Source organism: Streptomyces sp. GMY02 (assembly GCF_019056675.1).
Lineage (GTDB): Bacteria > Actinomycetota > Actinomycetes > Streptomycetales > Streptomycetaceae > Streptomyces > Streptomyces odonnellii.
This window is the reverse complement of record NZ_CP077658.1, coordinates 5037848-5053679: the sequence shown is the minus strand read 5'-3', so window position 1 is coordinate 5053679 and position 15832 is coordinate 5037848. Positions and strand designations below refer to the sequence as shown.

The window sequence follows — 15832 nt, the reverse complement described above, 5'->3', positions numbered from 1 at the left end:
GTGGCTTGGGCAGGAGCACGTTCTGGAGGCGGCGTACGTTCGCACGCCAGGGTCGGCCATCCGACCCCGCCCACAGTTCCATCAGGTCGGACGGCTCAGTCACCGGCATCAACCTCCCGCACCGCACGGTCACGTTGTCACTCCACCGCTGAGGTCCGTCCATTGATCGTTTCCCGTCGACGAGAGAACTGGGCGCCGCGGTCCCTACCGTGAGGGGATGTCGGACCCTGTCGATAGCGTGCCCGCATGCCCCGTTACGACGATCTGACCGCCCGCATGGCAGAGCCTGACTTCTGGCCCCTGTATCTCTTCGACGACCAGGCGATGAATGCCTACGAGGAGACAAGGGAGGTCGAGGGGGCGGAGGAAGAGATCCTCCAGGCGAAGTTCCTGCTGGACCGCGGCCTGGGGCTGACGCTTGAGTTCGAACCGGGCGTCGATTATGTCAACCTGGCCGTCCAGTCGCCGAAGTCGGCGAAGGACGAGACCGTGGGCTGGGATGACACAGCTCACTTTCACCCCCACGTCATGCCCTGGTCCGAACTCGACCTGCTGTGCCGCGCCGCGGCCCTGTACGACCCGGCGCTGCGGCACCCGGGTCCGATGCTGGCACTGTTGCTGCGTTTCGCTTTCCTGACCGAGGACGACGACCTGGACGCGATCACGCCCATGGTCGACGCGGCTTTCAGCGCTGTTCTGCCCACGGCAGCGAACAATGCCGTACCCCCTGGAGCGGCGAAGGTACGCACGGAGACCCGTGACTGGTTCGACCTGCGGGATCTGCGCGGCACCGGAATCGAGTGGACTCCCCGGTCCGACGGCTGCCAGGCAGTGACGCAGCACGATCCCGACGGAATGCCGCTGTACTCCTTGAGAGAGCCCGAATCGGCCGAATTCCCGTTCGCCACCTGGTCCGAAATGCTCGCACGCGCAACGGAACTGCTGCACTCCGTACGGACGGATCCCGCTCTCCGCCTCCCCGAGGTACGGGCCGCCCTCGATCGGTGTGCGGGGCCAAACGGCCACCGGCACATCGGCCCCCTCGCTTCCGCGCTGTCCCGGGCAGGCTTCGACAACACCGCCCTGTTCCGCGCGCTGTCCCAGCCGGTTGCCCCGGTGGAGGCGGCCTGGGCCATCGAGACCCTGGCAGGGCTGGAGCTGGGCGAACTGATAGCCGCCTGGGCCGGTGTCAGCCCTCTGGCCAACAGCACCTCATGGCAGCTCTCCCTCACTCTGCCCGCCGCCGGGCGCCCGTGGCGCTTCGCGCAGACATTCGCCGACGAGCTCTCCACCGCCCTTCAGGCAGCCGGTCTGGGGCGAGCGGAGACCAACGGCAGCACATCAGTGCAAGGCAAGGACGGCGGCTACGTCCATCACTCCGACCACCTCGACATCCTGATCCGGGACGATCTACCGGGCGGCGTGCGTGTGATCTCCCAACTGCTGCACCACCATCAAGCAGCGGAAACAGCCGTCCTGAAGCACAACGAGAAGCCGTACGACCGTATCGCCGTCATCGACCTCTCAGCCTGATACGCGCTGATACGCGACACCACGCCACCGCCCCGCCACCGGCACCGCCACCCAGACCTCCCGACCCTCCCGACAAGCCCGGAAACGACGAGATCCCGTCCGATCAAAGTGATCGGACGGGATCTCGTAAACCGCCTACGAGCTACCTCGTGAACGGCCCGCTGTGGGGTGTTCACGAGTACGCCTGACCAGGCGCTCCAGAGGCGTACGAAGATCGCTTCCCAAACCGACGGAGATCGTTTCCCACGTACACTGCCGGGATGCCGCAGAGGAGCCCGCTCCGGGTCGATGAAGGTGCGCTGCTGGACCGGCTCGGCCCTGCCATGAGGTTCGACCTGACCGGCGCCTCGTTGATCGTCGGTGCCACGGAGATCCAGATCATCGCCGACGCCAATGACGACCCGGCGTCCAGCGGCGTCTGGAGCCGGGACCAGTTCCGTCTGGTCGGCGAGGTACCCGCAGACATCAACGAGGCGCTGACCGGCTACCGGGACGTCTGGAGCTTCGACGAACTCCGGCAGCGGCCGGTGAGCATCGCCATCAGGGTCGGTATCGGTTGCTTGCTGCTCGGACGAGCCGAGTTCCGCCGCTGGGGGCCCGGCCGCTACGAGTTCGAGTTCATCGAGCCGCTGCCCAGCGGGCTGTTGGAGGTGGTCCGGCCCTCCGTTCCCGATCCCGTACTGCCCACACCGACGTGGGTGGATCTCGTGGCGGCGCGTCCGCAGGAGGCGTTGACGCTGTTCGTCGAGTCGTGGTTCGCCCGGTCCCGACAACCGCGCATCAACACGTCGGCGGAGGCCGTGCCGGCCGTGCTGGCTGCTTTCTACCGCCTGGCCGAAGAGCGGCCGGGAATCCTGGGTTCGCACAACTACGTGCACGAACCGGAGCCCGACCGGTGTGGCCGGGGCGAGGAGCACTTCTCGTTCGCCTGCGAGGTTCAGGGATGCTGGTCGTGGTGCTGCCCACGCCGTCCGGACACGGAGAACGGAGAGCACACCGTCCTGCTCGTCCGGGACGACGAGGCACTGCCGGAGCAGGAGCCTGTGAGCAGGTTCCTGCTCCAGTTCGTTCTGCACGAGGCGACTTTCAGTGCTCCTTACTTGGCACAAGCCGTCGCCTCTGCCGACGACATCGTCCCCCTGCTCCGCTCCGTGCTGCGGGACGTCCCACTGCGGCCCTTCATGGCACCACTCAATCCGACGACCTTCCTCGCCGGCCCCGGCATCGTGGTCGCGCTCTCGGATGGCCCGGGAGAGGACGGCGAAGCCGCCGTCAGCATCGGCGCCCTCCACCGCAGCGCCCTGCACCCTCTCGGGCAGTTCGACGTCCCCTGGATCAGATTCGATGGCTGATGCATTCCCGCCCCCGGAGGAGCGGGATGCTGCGGCAGCGGACCGCTTCCGGGACGAGTGCTTCGAGCCCGGTCTGCGGCGCATCTTCCGGTCCGTGGTGACCGATCGGATACCTACCGACGAGCGGCCGCCGCACAGTGCTCTGCTCTTCGGGCCGGAGTTCGGGCCCTTCGCCTCAGACCGCGAGTTCGCAAGCGACTTCTACAACGACATCCATCACCAGGGCATCAGCAACGCGTACACCGCGCAGGCGGTGCCCATGGTGGCCGCCCTCGCCTCCGACGAGCGCGTTCCGGCTGATGAGCGAGCCAGCCTGACGACTCTCCTCTTCCACATCGCCGCCGAGATCGACCGCCTCACGGCTGACTGCTGGCCCCGGCAGCACCCGCAGAGTGATCCAGCCGCAGCTGCCCGGGCACGCGCAGCCGTCCGGCGGACGCTTCCAGAGCTGGCGGCCCGTTGGGATACCGCGTCCCTGGGTGTCCGCCTCGCTCTGGCCGCTCTCTGCGCCAGCTTCCCCGAGGAACCGGCGTCATTCCCCTTGCTGGAACGAACGGGAGCATTGGCAGAGGACCTGCACGACAGCCGGCCGCTCTCCGGCTTCCTCCGCTTCGCACTGCTCACTGGCACCGCCTCGGAAGAGGCACTGCACACCCGGGTCGACGAGCTGACCGCCTCCTACTGGAGACCCACCCCACGCGAACTCCCTGCTCGGCAACGGGCGGTGCACCTGCTCGACCAGATGCTGGCCTGGCTCCGGTGGAAAGTGCTTCCCAACCTCGCCGAATGACCGCGCCGGTCACCAGACGCCTCGAACGGCACGCGGAAACGACGAAGTCCCAACGTGCTCACGCATCACGGTCATGAGCCGCTGACCGTATTCTGCTGCACTGAGACCACGAAGGAGACGTATGAGACCCTCTCCCGGCGTAGGCGTTCACCCTGACCTTCCCGGCACTCTCGTTCACTTCACGGGACGCCCACGAAGCAGCGATGACCATCCCCCGGCTCATGCGAATGGGACCGCTGAGGATCGACTGGTGGGCATCCTCCGCGAGGGAAAGATTCGCGGGAGTGTGCCGTACCGCCAGAGCCAGGCTGTGGTCTGCCTGGGCGAGCCCTCCGATGCCGCTCGTCGGGTCCTGCTTCGCGACGGCATTGGCCCGCGCGGGCCGTACGAGCCGTGGGCGCTTCTACTCGACCGCGAGGCTCTCATAGCCGCTGGTGCCCGGCCAGTGCTCTATCTCTCGGACGAGGAGTTGCTCGCGACTGATGGAATGCCAGCCCGATTCCGCGGCCGGCGAGTGCGCTACGAACCCGGCTCCGCGGATTGGCTGCACGAGCGTGAATGGCGGCTTACGTTCAACGACGACGAAACTCCCGACTTCGTACTCACAGCCGATGCCGTCGCGGGCGTCATCGTCGGCGAACAGGGTTGGATGCCTCCGAGCAACTTCGATGAGCAACCCCTTCCCCACGAGCTCTTCAACTATCCAGAGGCTCTCGATTCGAAGCCACGATGGTGGTGGGACGGCAAGGATCTCGTGGCAGACGGAACATTCACACTTCGCGAGCGGTATGAGTACGAGAAGTGGTTCCTCCTCGACTTCATGGGCCTCATCTGAACGATGATCGTCCCCTGTGGATGATGGTGTTGTGACGAGCATCAGTGGCGACCATGTGAAGGTCCACTTCCGGATGGATGTGGACGAGGACGGCTGGCCGCCGGCGAGCGTCGAGAGCCTGTGGGCGGTGGACCTCGGTGACGGCACGGTGCGTTTGGACAACACTCCATGGTTCGTACGTGGAGTTGCTAGCGGGGACATCATCAAGGTGGAGCCCGACAGCGAAGGTCTCCTCTGGGCAGGAGAGACGGTCCGAGCCTCGGAGAACTGCACGATCCGGCTGATCGTGTTGAAGGACAGCGGATCAGCTGCTGCTAGGCAAAGCGTCCTGGAGATCTTCCACAAGCTCGGCACGACGGGCGAGGGTATCGAGCGGTACGGGATGGTGGCGCTCGATGTCCCGCCGCAGGCGGACCTGCAGCGGATCCGCAAGCTCCTGGAGCACGGTGAGGCAAAGGAGTGGTGGCACTGGGAAGAAGGGTGCGTCACTGCTGCTTGGAGGGCTACGGCGACGGAGTAAGGACTGCCGCAGCGCGCGTTTGCACTCCGAGGCTTGTCCTCAGTGACGGTTTGCGTCGAGCCACTCGTCGCTGTTCCACATGACGGGCATGGCACCGACAGGTTCGAACTTGATGTTGGCGTCATTGCTGTGGACCAGGCTGAAGAAGCGTCGTTGGAGTACGGCCGCTTGGCGGGCCTGGTCGGCGATGATGTCCAGGACGACTTGCGCCGCCCTGGGACAGGTTGCCGCGAACCGGTCATAGTCAGTGAAGACGAGGACCAGTCCGGTGCCCTCGGGAGCATCGTCGTAGCCGCCGTAGCAGGCCACGTCGCCGAGGCAGTCGTTGAGCGCGTCCAGGTTGCGACCGTAGTAGTCGGGAAAATCCAGGGCCGCGGCCATGGCGTGGTGCATGTCCCGTTCCGTGTTCCACTGGCCGGCTTCCAAGCGGATGACGCGGAATCCTCGGTCTTCGAGACGTTCCACTGCCTGTGTGAGGAGGCGCTTGCGCCAGAAGAGGGTGACGAAGGTGTTGGTCATGTACTCGATGCCGGGAAGCCGAGTAGTCGTGGCGGTTGGCTCCGGATTCTGTGCCGCGTCGCTCCGGTAGGCGTTGAGGAGACGGAAGAACTCTTCGACGGGAATCGAGCCGTCGGGGGTGTTGCGCTCGATCTCAGCTGCCCAGGTGAGGGAGCCGGCGATGCCGCGATACTCGCAGAGCCAGCGGCTGAAGTCGTCTTCGGGCCAGAAGGCCCAGGGTTCGTCGATGCTGTGCACACCAAGCGCCACCCGGTAGCCGGTAAGCATGGACTGCAGGTGCTGGAGTGAGCCACCAGGCAGCCACATGCCGGGCCGGAGGCGGATCTGCTCGAGAAAGTCGTACACGTCCGTGCAGTCCTGCCAGTGCTTGGCGGTGCTCTGCGGGCTGTCGTCGGTCGGCATGAGGTGAGCCTATGGCGCGCGGCAAGAATGGTCGCCCATCGATGCGGTACGGCCTGGAGATGGACGTGTGCGATCGGTTGAGGGCAGTTGCAGTCACCCTCTGCGATCTTGTTGCAGTCCGCCCTAGTTTTGGCTGGGGCTTCGAATGTCGTCGGAGTCGGGTAGTCGGCAGCGTGAGGGCGGTCTGAATGGCGTCACTGTTCGAGCGTCTGGATAGGGAAGAGGCAGCCGTTCGCGGCGAGTTGTCTGTCCTGAGCAAGGAGTTGGATGCTCTGCATGGACGGATCGCGGCTGCCGAGGGTCGTCTGGCAGATCTGGTGATCACTCGGAAGACGGTCGTTTCGCTGGGCGGCTCAGAGTACGCCGCACACGACACGGAAGGCGGCCAGCCGGACGCTGACGACAGTGGCGAACCGGACCCAGAGCATGGCCCCCCCGCCTCCCCTCCTCGAACTGACGGAACCGCTGCTGGTGAGTCCGAGCCTGCGGGCCCGTTGGAGCGGGAGGTCACGCGTGAGCGTGCGTTGGTGCTGCTGGCTGGGGCTGGACGACCGATGTATGTGAAGGACATCGCTGCGGCGATCGGCGAGGACGTCTCGGACACGTCGAAGGGGCGGCGCGTGGAGACGACCAGGTCCCGCCTGAAGGCACTTGTGCGGGAGGGCAGGCTGATGGAGGACCCTACGGCTTGGTTCACGATCGCCCCGGCCAGCGCCGGTGAACAGCGGCAGGGGGACGCTCGGGAGTGAACCGGGGCCGCGAGCGCGCGGCGTTTCAGGTGGCACCGCCGAGGGACTACCAATCGACTCGGCGGTGCCGGGTGCGTGAGCGCCATCCGACAGGTGGCTCCGCGCGTTTTCGAGCGTAGTGGAGACTTTCGCCGCTCGATGCGCGGAGCCGCGAACTTCGTCATGCCCAGTCGCCATTTGGCATCTTCGGGCGTGGATCGAGGCTCAATGCGTTCCTTTCCGATCGATGTTGATGCTGTGCGGCCACAGGTTGGTGCCGGTGAAGTGGGCGAGGCGGGCGACGGTCGCCACGTCCGGCCAGGACCGTCCCGCGAGAAGGTCGGCTACGGCCTGCCTGTTCACTCCGGAGCCGGCGGCAGTCGCGCGCAGACTCAGGCCCCGGTCGTCCAGGACCATGGCGAGAGTGCGTGCGATGTAGCGGACCGCTTCGGCGGCCGTGTCGGCGCTCGACTGTTCGGGCCAGGCTTCCGGATTGTCGGTCAGTTCCCTGGGGGAGCGTGCGCGGGCGCGTCCGCCGACCATGCGCGCACCATCCTGTCCGTTGAAGTTGATCAGCTGCGGAATGGCTGCTTGTCCAGCCGGTATGCATGGACCGTGGTCCTTGATCCCGTCACCTCCGCGAAGATCACCCGCTACCAGCCCAAGGACGTTCCGCCGCTCTGGGCCGAGGTCGCTCCGCTGGTGCGGTCGGTCGTCGCCGCGGCCGTGACAGCCGTGCCCTACGACGTGGAGCGGCTGCTGCACGTGGTGGGCAGGCTGGCGTTGTGGGCCGAGGCGGCGGCGATCGAGCGGTCTGCGGATGCGTGGCTGCGCAACGAGGTGATCGACGCGTTCGTGCTCTCGCGGGCCGGGGACATCGAGGCGTCGTCGGTTCGGACGTACCGGACGTGGCTTCTGCGCGTACGCGACGCGTTGGCCTGGAGCGAGCGCGGCGAGGCGCCCCCGGCCCGGATGCACGCCGAGGCCAGCCCACACCAGCCCTACACCGCAGCCGAGTTGGCGGGTCTGCGGCACTGGGCCACTCATCTGCCGCGCCAGCAGAAGACCGACGCGCTCGCGCTGCTTGGGCTGGGCGCCGGCTTGGGGCTGATGCCGAAGGAGGTCGCAGCCAGCCGGGGCATCGATCTGCGCCGTCCGCGCCGGAACGGACCGCTGCTGCACAAGGGCGTCGAGCGGCTGGTCCCGCTGGTGGCCAGGGCCGCCTGGGACACAGTCCTGGGTGAGCTGGCGGAGAGGGCGGGCGGCGGGTACTTGTTCCGGCCGAGGCGGACCGTCGAGTACTCCAAGAACCTGATCGGCTCCTGGTCCCTGCTTCACCGGCCTCCGCGGGATCTGCCTGCGGTGCAGGTAGGCAGGCTGCGGGCGACGTGGATCGTCGAGTTGATGCGCGCGCATATCGATCACCATCTGATCGCGCAGGCGGCTGGGCTCGCCTCGGCCGCGTCCCTGGCGCGCTGGCAGCACTTGGTGCCGCCCGTCGATGACGCCACTGCTGCACGGCTCCTGCGTGGGCCGGATCGGTGACCAAGCCCCGGGCCTGGCGGAGTCCGGAGAAGATCAGGAGGTGTCGGCCGCGGCCGGTCACCGACGTGCCGTTCGAGATCCCGGACTCGAAGGTCGGGCACCTCGACGCTCTCTTGCATGGTTCGGGTGTGCTGGAGCTGGTCGACGCCGAGCTGGCGGGGCGCCCCGGGCCGAAGGGTCTGCCGGTGCGGACCGTGTTGGTGGGGCTGCTGCTGTCTCTGCACTATCACCGCAGCGCAACTCTCGCGGATGTCTGCCGCGTGCTCCTGGACGAGCTGCGGGCGCCTGCCCGGGGCTGGCTGGGGGTCCCGGAGCCTGGCTCGCTCGACGCTCACGGACGGCACGCGTTCACCCGCTGTGTCTACCGGTCCTTCGACCGCCTGACCACCGCTCTGGACCCCTTCCGTTGCGACCGGCGTCGTCGGCTGCCCGCTGACGAGGCCAGGCTCGCGGTCTCGGCCTGGGAGGACACGGATAGCGAACGAGTGCGGCGCCGGGTTCTGCTGCAGGAGATCAGCGACCGCCTGGTCCTGATCACGGTCCGCCTCGCTCACCGCCGGGGCCTGTTCAAGGGCTGGCGGGGCGATATCGGGGTCGACACCACCCCGGTTCCCGCCTGGCACCACGAGCCCAGCGAGCATCGCGGTCTCGCGTCCGTCGAGCTCACCGCCGGCTGGCACTACTGCGGCGGCGCCGACAAAGGGATCTTCGGGCACTCCGCCACCCTCCTCGTCGCCGCCAGCCGAAGGCACCCGGCCGGCCATCCCCAGGCCGGAAAGCGCGTCAGCCGACACCCCCAGCTCGTGCTCGGCCTCGTCCTGGACAGCCCCGGCAAGCGGATCGGCCCGAACGCGATCCACGCTCTGACCGCCTTGACCCCGTTCGGCTTCCCCACCGGAATCCTGGCGTCCGACCGCGCCTACACCGATCAGGTCTCCCAACACTTCGCCCAGCCCGCAAGACGCCTCGGCTACCAGCTCGTCCTCGACTACAAACGAGAGAACCGCGGTGTCCAGGGCACTCACGAAGGCGCCCTGCTCGTCGACGGGTCCCTTGCCTGCCCCGCCATGCCCACCGCCCTCGCCCAGGCGACCTTCGACCTCAGCGACAAAGCCGTACGCGGCATCGCCGACGACACCCTGCTCCGCGAGCAGATCGCCGCCCGCGAGCCGTACTACCTGCGTCTCAAGGAGTCCGCGGACGAGCGCGGGGCGATCCGGCTCCAGTGCCCAGCGAGCGGACCATCGCCCAAAGTGGCCTGTCCCCGCTTCAACCAGGTCCACCAGATCCCCGCACCACGACCTGCCGCCGTGGACCTCACCGACCGGCGGGCCACCGCCGCACACACCGCGGCCAAACCGACCGTGCCCATCCCGCAGGCCGAACGCCTGCGAGCCCTGCCCGAGAAGGAACTGCCGCGGATCTGCCGGAAACCGACGATCACGGTCCGGCCCGGTGACCTGGGCAAGAGCGACAAGTTCCGCCAGGACCGGCACTACCTCCACCCCAGCTGGCAGGACGCCTACCGGCCCGAACGGGCCAACATCGAAGGAGCGAACGGACGGCTCAAGAGCCACGGCATCAATATCGCCGACCCCAGCAAGCGGCTCGCCCACGGCCGCGTCGCGCAGACCATCCTCCTCGCCTTGATGGTCTGCAGCGCCAACCTGCAGATGCTGTTCACCTGGGACCAGACCGCCGGCACCACAGCCAATGAGGATCCTGCCGATGTGATCACGGTGCCCTCGGAAACGGCTCCGGGTTCCCTCGTCGCGAACGGGCTCTCCCCACCCCAGCCGCCAACGATGGTCCACACGAGCACATGACGCCCCAGCACGACACGACGAGCTCAAGCACGCCCAGCAGCAGCTCCGACGCCTCTCACGCACCCGAACCACCCCGCACCCCAGGCCGATCCTCCGCCGGGCAACCGCCCAAAGCCCCGTCCGCGTTCGGACACTACCTCGAACACACCCCACAAACGCCGAGATCCCGCCCAGCCTCTCGGCTGAACGGGATCTCGTGACGATTCTCGAGAGCTACTCGAGAACTGTCGTTGGGTGGACCTGAGGGGATTTGAACCCCTGACCCCCTCGATGCGAACGAGGTGCGCTACCAGTCTGCGCCACAGGCCCTTGCGACGTGTGAAACCTTAGCACCCCCGCCGCCGTGCTCGGAAATCCGTTAGGGGCTGGTCACGGGGTGGGGCGGGGCCGGGTTACTCGTTGGCCGCTCGGGGGCGGGATTCTTCGTCGTACTGGTCGAACAGGGGGGTTCTGCCGCCGTCGCGGGGGCGGCGGGGTGGCGGAGTGGCGCGCTGGGGCGTCGCCGGGTCGGGGGTGGGCTCGGCGGTGGACGAGCGGGCCGCGCTCCAGGTTTCCGGGTCGCCCACCTCGACGCCGCTGGTGGCGCGCGGGGCGACCGGGGCCGTGACGTACGTGGGGAGCGGAACCGGTACGGGCTCCCAGCTCTCGCCGCTCGCCGGGCCGCGTTCGCGCTGCTGGTCGACCCACTCCGCGTGGTCGGTCTGCTCGACCAGGGCGCGGCGGCCCGCCTCCTGGGGCGAGACCTTGGGGGCCGGTTCCGGTTCGGGGCGGGGTTCGGGCTCCTCGTCGGGCTCGCCCGCGGCGGCCGTCGAGGGCTGATGGCGGCGCGGACGGTTCTCGCGAAGCCGCTGCGCGGCCGCCTCGGCCCTGCGCCGGTCCATCGTGAAGGCGAAGCGGCGCCGCTCCTGGGCGCGCAGATGCACGATGTACACGCTGAGGAGGACGGCCGGGACTCCGGGCGCCCAGAGGAAGCCGAGGCCGCCGACCGCCGCCACGACCGTGCCGAGCGTGAAGGCGACAAAGAGAACCATCGTCGTACGCCGGCGGCGCGCCAGGACCTGCGAGCGCTGCGCACGCCGGGCGCGTTCGGCCGCGCCTCCCGAGGGCCGCCCGCGCCGGGCCGGCACCTCCTCGGGCGCGGCCCCGCCCGTACCGCCTGCTCCCGCCTGCCGTCCCCGACCGGGCCGGGACCGCGACGGTGCCGGTCTGCCCGGGGCCGGGACGTCCGCGCGGATCTCCATCCGCGCTTCCGTACGGGCCGGGGGCGCGGCGAAGGCCCGGACGTCCACGGAGCTCATCGACTCCGTGGCGGCGTCCGGCTCCCCGCCGGGCCCCGCCTCCTCGGCGGCGCGCCCCTGAAGCTCCTTGGCGTAACGGCGCTCCATGGCCGCCCGTCCGGACAGCAGCCGGATGGCGGTACTGAAGCGCTCCGTCGGACGTGCCTCATTGAGCTCGTCCTGCCTGCGGAGCCACATCGGCACCAAGTAGGCGGCCCAGGCCCCGACGATGACTGCGTAGATGAGGCCGCTGCTGCTCACGGTTCACACCGTAGAGGGGTTCGCACGAGGGCATCGGCCAATTGAGCCGGTGTGTCGCACGATCTGGCTGATACCACGGACTTTTTTTGTGACTGTTCAGATCAGTTTATGGCCATATGCCGATCAATATCGAACACTTATCTTATTTTCTATGTGTTCCTGGTCGTGCCTGGCGCCACCGGCGGACCAGCCCCTCGGGCACCTCCTCGGCCGTGAGGACGAACACGAGATGGTCCCGCCATGCCCCGTCGATATGGAGATAGCGCGGACGCAGCCCTTCCTCGCGGAATCCGAGTTTCTCGACGACCCTTCGGCTCGGCCCGTTCTCCGGGCGAATGCAGATCTCGACGCGGTGCAGTCCGACCATCCGGAAACAGTGGTCGACGGCGAGCGCCACCGCCGTGGGCATCACACCGCGGCCCGCGACCTCGCGGTCCACCCAGTAGCCGACATGCCCGGAGCACATCGAGCCCCAGGTGATCCCGGCGACGGTCAACTGGCCCACCAGCCGCCCCTGGTACTCCACCACGAAGGGCAGCATCCGGCCCGCGTTGGCCTCCGCGCGCAGATGGCGGACCATCTGGCGGTAGGTGGGGCGCTGGGCGACCGGGCCGCCCGGGGGCGGCGGCGGGATCGTGGCCTCCCAGGGGCGCAGCCAGTCGCGGTTGCGCCGGTTCACCTCGCGCCAGGCGCGCTGGTCGCGCAGCCTTATGGGGCGGAGGGTGACCTCACCGTCCACCAGGGTCACGGGCCACGCCGGGTTCATCCGGAGGTACGGGGGTGGTCGCCGCCGTGGATCTGGTCCACGGCGTGTACGAGCAGCCGGCCCAGCACGGCGAGACCGTCGCGCACACCGCCGGACGAGCCCGGCAGATTGACGATCAGGGTCCGCCCGGAGACCCCGGCCAGGCCCCGGGAGAGCGCGGCGGTGGGGACCTTGGCGGTGCCCTCGGCGCGGATCGCCTCGGCGATGCCCGGGATCTCGTAGTCCAGGAGGAGCCGGGTCGCCTCCGGGGTGCGGTCCGTGGGCGAGATGCCCGTACCGCCGGTGGTCAGGATGACGTCGTACGAGGCGGCCACGCCGTCGCGCAGGGCGCGCTCGACCGGCTCGCCGTCGGGGACGACCTTCGGTCCGTCGACCGTGAAGCCGAGCGCGGCGAGGCCGCCGGCCAGGATCGGGCCGCCCGTGTCGCTGTAGACACCGGCGGCGGCGCGGTTCGAGGCGGTGACGACCAGGGCGCGGTACGGCAGTGGCCGCACCGGCCCCGAGCCGTACGGTGCGGACGCCGCCGGTCCCGTACCGGGCACCGCTTCCGTACCGTCTCCCGCGGGCCCGCTCATGAGGCACTCCCGTCCGACGCGGAGGCCCGGCGGGTCCAGTGGCCGGACTTGCCGCCCGACTTCTCCTCGACCCGTACGTCCGTGATCACCGCGCCCTTGTCGACCGCCTTCACCATGTCGACGACGGTGAGCGCGGCAACCGAGACGGCGGTCAGAGCCTCCATCTCGACGCCCGTACGGTCGGTCGTCCTCACCGTCGCCAGGATCTCCACGGCGTCGTCCGCGACCGCGAGGTCGAGCGTGACCCCCGAGACCGCGAGCGGATGGCAGAGCGGAATCAGCTCCGGGGTCCGTTTCGCGCCCATGATGCCGGCGATACGGGCGGTGGCGAGGGCGTCCCCCTTCGGCACTCCCCCGCCCCTGAGCAGCTCGACGACTCGCGGCGACACCAGTACCCGGCCGCTGGCACTGGCGGTGCGCGCGGTGATCTCCTTCGCCGAGACATCGACCATGCGGGCCGCTCCCGACTCGTCGATGTGGGTCAGGCTGCCCTGCTGAGAGGGTCCGGGGGTCTCCCCCGGGAAAACGCGGTCATTCGCTGTGGCGCTCCCGGTCCGGGCCCGTCAGGGCCTCTGTGGGCAGACACGGTACCGCCACCACCGGGCCGTCACCCGATCAGGACGACATCGACGTCCGCCCCGGGCTCGGCCAGGACGGAGTCCTCGGGGACGACGATCAGCGCGTTGGCATGGGCGAGGGCGGCGACCAGGTGCGAGCCGACGCCGCCGACGGGGGTGACCGAGCCCGTCGCCGCGTCGTACGTACCGCGCAGGAACTGGCGTCGGCCGGCCGGGGAGGTCAGCGGCTTGTCGGCGGAGAGCGTGGCCCGGACCGTCGGACGGTGGACGTCCTCCAGACCCATCAGCCGGCGGATCGCGGGCCGTACGAACAGCTCGAAGGAGACGTACGACGAGACCGGATTCCCCGGCAGGGCCAGCAGCGGGGTGTGCTCGCGGCCGATCGCCCCGAAGCCCTGCGGCTTGCCCGGCTGCATCGCGAGCTTGCGGAAATCGACCCCGCCGCCGTCCTCGTCCTCGTCGCCCACCGCGGAGAGGGCCTCCTTGACGACGTCGTACGCGCCCACGCTGACGCCGCCCGTGGTGACCACCATGTCGGCGCGGATGAGCTGGTCCTCGATGGTGGCGCGCAGCGTGTCGGCGTCGTCGGTGACGGCGCCCACCCGGTACGCGATGGCGCCCGCGTCCCGGGCCGCCGCGGTCAGCGCGAAGCTGTTCGAATCGTAGATCTGGCCCTCGCCCAGCTCCTCGCCGGGCTGGACCAGCTCGCTGCCGGTCGAGAGCACGACCACGCGCGGGCGCGGCCTGACCCGTACCGAGCCGCGGCCGATGGCGGCCAGGAGCCCGATCTGCGGCGGGCCCAGGACCGTACCCGCCTCCAGGGCCAGATCACCGGCCCGCACATCGCTGCCGCGGGAGCGGACATGCCCGCCGGCCTCGATCGGGCGGTACACCCGCACCTCGCCGCTCGCGCCGCCGGGAGCCTCACCGGCCGGGCGCATCGAGAGGGCCGCCCCGCCCCCCGTACCACCGTCGGTCCACTCCACCGGGACCACCGCCTCGGCGCCGGGCGGCAGCGCGGCGCCGGTCATGATCCGGGCCGTCTCGCCGGGGCCGACCTCGGGCAGGGAGCCGCTGCCCGCCGCGACGTCGCCGACGACGGTCAGCACGGCGGGGAACTCCTCGGTGGCCCCCGCGACATCGGCCGTGCGGACCGCGTAACCGTCCATGGAGCTGTTGTCGAACGGCGGCAGGGCCACCGGCACCGTGATGTCCTCCACGAGCACACAGCCCTGCGCGTCGGGCAGTTGCAGCTCGATCGGGTCGAGCGGATGGACCGCGGCCAGGATGTCCGCGAGATGGTCGTCCACCGACCAGAGACGCTCGTGCCCGAAGGCCGGTACCGGTTGTGCCGTGCTGCTCAAGTGCTACATCTCCTCGGCGACATAACTGCGGAGCCAGGTCCGGAAGTCCGGTCCCAGATCTTCACGTTCACACGCGAGTCTGACAATGGCACGCAGATAGTCGCCGCGGTCACCGGTGTCGTAGCGGCGGCCCTTGAAGACCACGCCGTGGACGGGACCGCCGACCTTCTCGTCGACGGAGAGCTGCTGGAGCGCGTCGGTGAGCTGGATCTCGCCGCCCCGGCCGGGCGCGGTCTCCCGCAGGATCCCGAAGACGGCGGGGTCGAGGACATAGCGGCCGATGATGGCGTAGTTGCTCGGCGCGTCGGCGGCGTCCGGCTTCTCGACCAGGTCGTGCACCTTGACCACGTCGGCGTCGCGCGTGGGCTCGACGGCCGCGCAGCCGTACAGGTGGATCTGCGACGGATCGACCTCCATCAGCGCGACGACGCTGCCGCCCTCACGCTCCTGGACCTCGACCATGCGGGACAGCAGCGGGTCGCGCGGGTCGATCAGGTCGTCGCCGAGCAGGACCGCGAAGGGCTGGTCACCGACGTGCGGCGCCGCGCACAGGACGGCGTGGCCGAGGCCCCTGGGGTCGCCCTGGCGCACATAGTGCATGGTGGCGAGGTCGCTGGACTCCTGGACCTTCGCCAGGCGTTCGGTGTCTCCCTTGCGGGTGAGCGCTTCCTCCAGCTCGTAATTCCGGTCGAAGTGGTCCTCAAGAGGCCGCTTGTTGCGGCCGGTGACCATGAGCACGTCGGAGAGACCGGCTGCCACGGCTTCCTCGACCACGTACTGGATCGCGGGCTTGTCGACGACCGGCAGCATCTCCTTGGGAGTTGCCTTGGTGGCGGGCAGGAACCGGGTGCCGAGGCCGGCGGCGGGGATGACAGCCTTGCTGATCCGGGAGGGCGACTGAGTCATGCCGAACACAGTATCTGTTGCGTATGGGCGGAAGATGATGCTCCGGTTAACTTTC

Annotated in this window: 16 protein-coding genes and 1 tRNA gene; 8 read left to right on the top strand and 9 right to left on the bottom strand. The window is 69.1% G+C overall.

The window, feature by feature from the left end; genetic code table 11:
* Positions 1-246: 246 nt before the first annotated feature.
* The 5 genes from KQY30_RS21420 to KQY30_RS21400 all read left to right on the top strand — a co-directional run bounded on the left by KQY30_RS21420 (position 247) and on the right by KQY30_RS21400 (position 5030).
* Complete coding sequence (locus KQY30_RS21420; protein ID WP_217308231.1) at positions 247-1533, top strand: hypothetical protein; 1287 nt, start codon at positions 247-249, stop codon at positions 1531-1533.
* Between the two features lie 260 nt (positions 1534-1793).
* The gene (locus KQY30_RS21415) at positions 1794-2885 is read left to right on the top strand and encodes a hypothetical protein (RefSeq protein WP_217308230.1); all 1092 of its coding nucleotides are present in this window, start codon (positions 1794-1796) and stop codon (positions 2883-2885) included.
* Complete coding sequence (locus tag KQY30_RS21410) at positions 2878-3675, top strand: hypothetical protein (RefSeq protein ID WP_217308229.1); 798 nt, start codon at positions 2878-2880, stop codon at positions 3673-3675. Before KQY30_RS21415 ends, KQY30_RS21410 begins: the two co-directional genes overlap by 8 nt.
* 250 nt (positions 3676-3925) lie before the next feature.
* On the top strand, positions 3926-4510 hold the full coding sequence (locus KQY30_RS21405) for a hypothetical protein (protein ID WP_217308228.1): 585 nt from the start codon (positions 3926-3928) through the stop codon (positions 4508-4510).
* A 31-nt stretch (positions 4511-4541) separates the two neighbouring features.
* Positions 4542-5030, top strand: a complete 489-nt coding sequence (locus tag KQY30_RS21400; protein WP_217308227.1) for a DUF4265 domain-containing protein — start codon at positions 4542-4544, stop codon at positions 5028-5030.
* 39 nt (positions 5031-5069) lie between these two features.
* On the opposite strand, the gene KQY30_RS21395 is transcribed toward KQY30_RS21400, so the two are convergent.
* Positions 5070-5951 (bottom strand): barstar family protein, encoded by an 882-nt coding sequence (locus tag KQY30_RS21395; protein WP_217308226.1) that lies wholly within the window; start codon positions 5949-5951, stop codon positions 5070-5072.
* A gap of 188 nt (positions 5952-6139) precedes the next feature.
* Between KQY30_RS21395 and KQY30_RS21390 the strand changes: the two genes are divergently transcribed.
* Positions 6140-6700 carry a hypothetical protein gene (locus KQY30_RS21390; RefSeq protein ID WP_217308225.1) on the top strand — a complete coding sequence of 187 codons (561 nt, stop codon included), beginning with the start codon at positions 6140-6142 and terminating at the stop codon, positions 6698-6700.
* 204 nt (positions 6701-6904) lie between these two features.
* Here KQY30_RS21390 and KQY30_RS21385 read toward each other — a convergent pair whose 3' ends face one another.
* Positions 6905-7222: a helix-turn-helix transcriptional regulator gene (locus tag KQY30_RS21385; RefSeq protein ID WP_217308224.1), complete on the bottom strand. Its 318-nt coding sequence runs from the start codon at positions 7220-7222 to the stop codon at positions 6905-6907.
* 72 nt (positions 7223-7294) lie between these two features.
* Between KQY30_RS21385 and KQY30_RS21380 the strand changes: the two genes are divergently transcribed.
* Together KQY30_RS21380 and KQY30_RS21375 are read left to right on the top strand one after the other, a co-directional pair.
* Positions 7295-8224, top strand: a complete 930-nt coding sequence (locus tag KQY30_RS21380) for a hypothetical protein (RefSeq protein ID WP_217308223.1) — start codon at positions 7295-7297, stop codon at positions 8222-8224.
* Positions 8225-8289: 65 nt separating this feature from the next.
* A complete protein-coding gene (locus KQY30_RS21375; protein ID WP_217308222.1) occupies positions 8290-10050 on the top strand; it encodes a hypothetical protein in 1761 nt (586 codons plus the stop codon).
* A 235-nt stretch (positions 10051-10285) separates the two neighbouring features.
* Here KQY30_RS21375 and KQY30_RS21370 read toward each other — a convergent pair.
* The 7 genes from KQY30_RS21370 to galU form a co-directional block, all read right to left on the bottom strand.
* Positions 10286-10359: transfer RNA gene (locus KQY30_RS21370), tRNA-Ala, on the bottom strand.
* 83 nt (positions 10360-10442) lie between these two features.
* Entirely contained in the window at positions 10443-11588 is a 1146-nt protein-coding gene (glpR, locus tag KQY30_RS21365; RefSeq protein WP_217308221.1) for a gephyrin-like molybdotransferase receptor GlpR, read from the bottom strand.
* Between the two features lie 142 nt (positions 11589-11730).
* On the bottom strand, positions 11731-12354 hold the full coding sequence (locus KQY30_RS21360) for a GNAT family N-acetyltransferase (protein ID WP_217308220.1): 624 nt from the start codon (positions 12352-12354) through the stop codon (positions 11731-11733).
* Positions 12351-12929 carry a molybdenum cofactor biosynthesis protein B gene (locus KQY30_RS21355; protein ID WP_217308219.1) on the bottom strand — a complete coding sequence of 193 codons (579 nt, stop codon included), beginning with the start codon at positions 12927-12929 and terminating at the stop codon, positions 12351-12353. The genes KQY30_RS21360 and KQY30_RS21355 overlap by 4 nt, the downstream gene beginning before the upstream one ends.
* Positions 12926-13381: a cyclic pyranopterin monophosphate synthase MoaC gene (moaC, locus tag KQY30_RS21350; RefSeq protein ID WP_254407258.1), complete on the bottom strand. Its 456-nt coding sequence runs from the start codon at positions 13379-13381 to the stop codon at positions 12926-12928. Before moaC ends, KQY30_RS21355 begins: the two co-directional genes overlap by 4 nt.
* A gap of 155 nt (positions 13382-13536) precedes the next feature.
* Positions 13537-14871: a gephyrin-like molybdotransferase Glp gene (gene glp, locus KQY30_RS21345; protein ID WP_217308218.1), complete on the bottom strand. Its 1335-nt coding sequence runs from the start codon at positions 14869-14871 to the stop codon at positions 13537-13539.
* A 3-nt stretch (positions 14872-14874) separates the two neighbouring features.
* Positions 14875-15777 carry a UTP--glucose-1-phosphate uridylyltransferase GalU gene (gene galU, locus KQY30_RS21340; protein WP_217308217.1) on the bottom strand — a complete coding sequence of 301 codons (903 nt, stop codon included), beginning with the start codon at positions 15775-15777 and terminating at the stop codon, positions 14875-14877.
* Between the last annotated feature and the right edge of the window lie 55 nt (positions 15778-15832).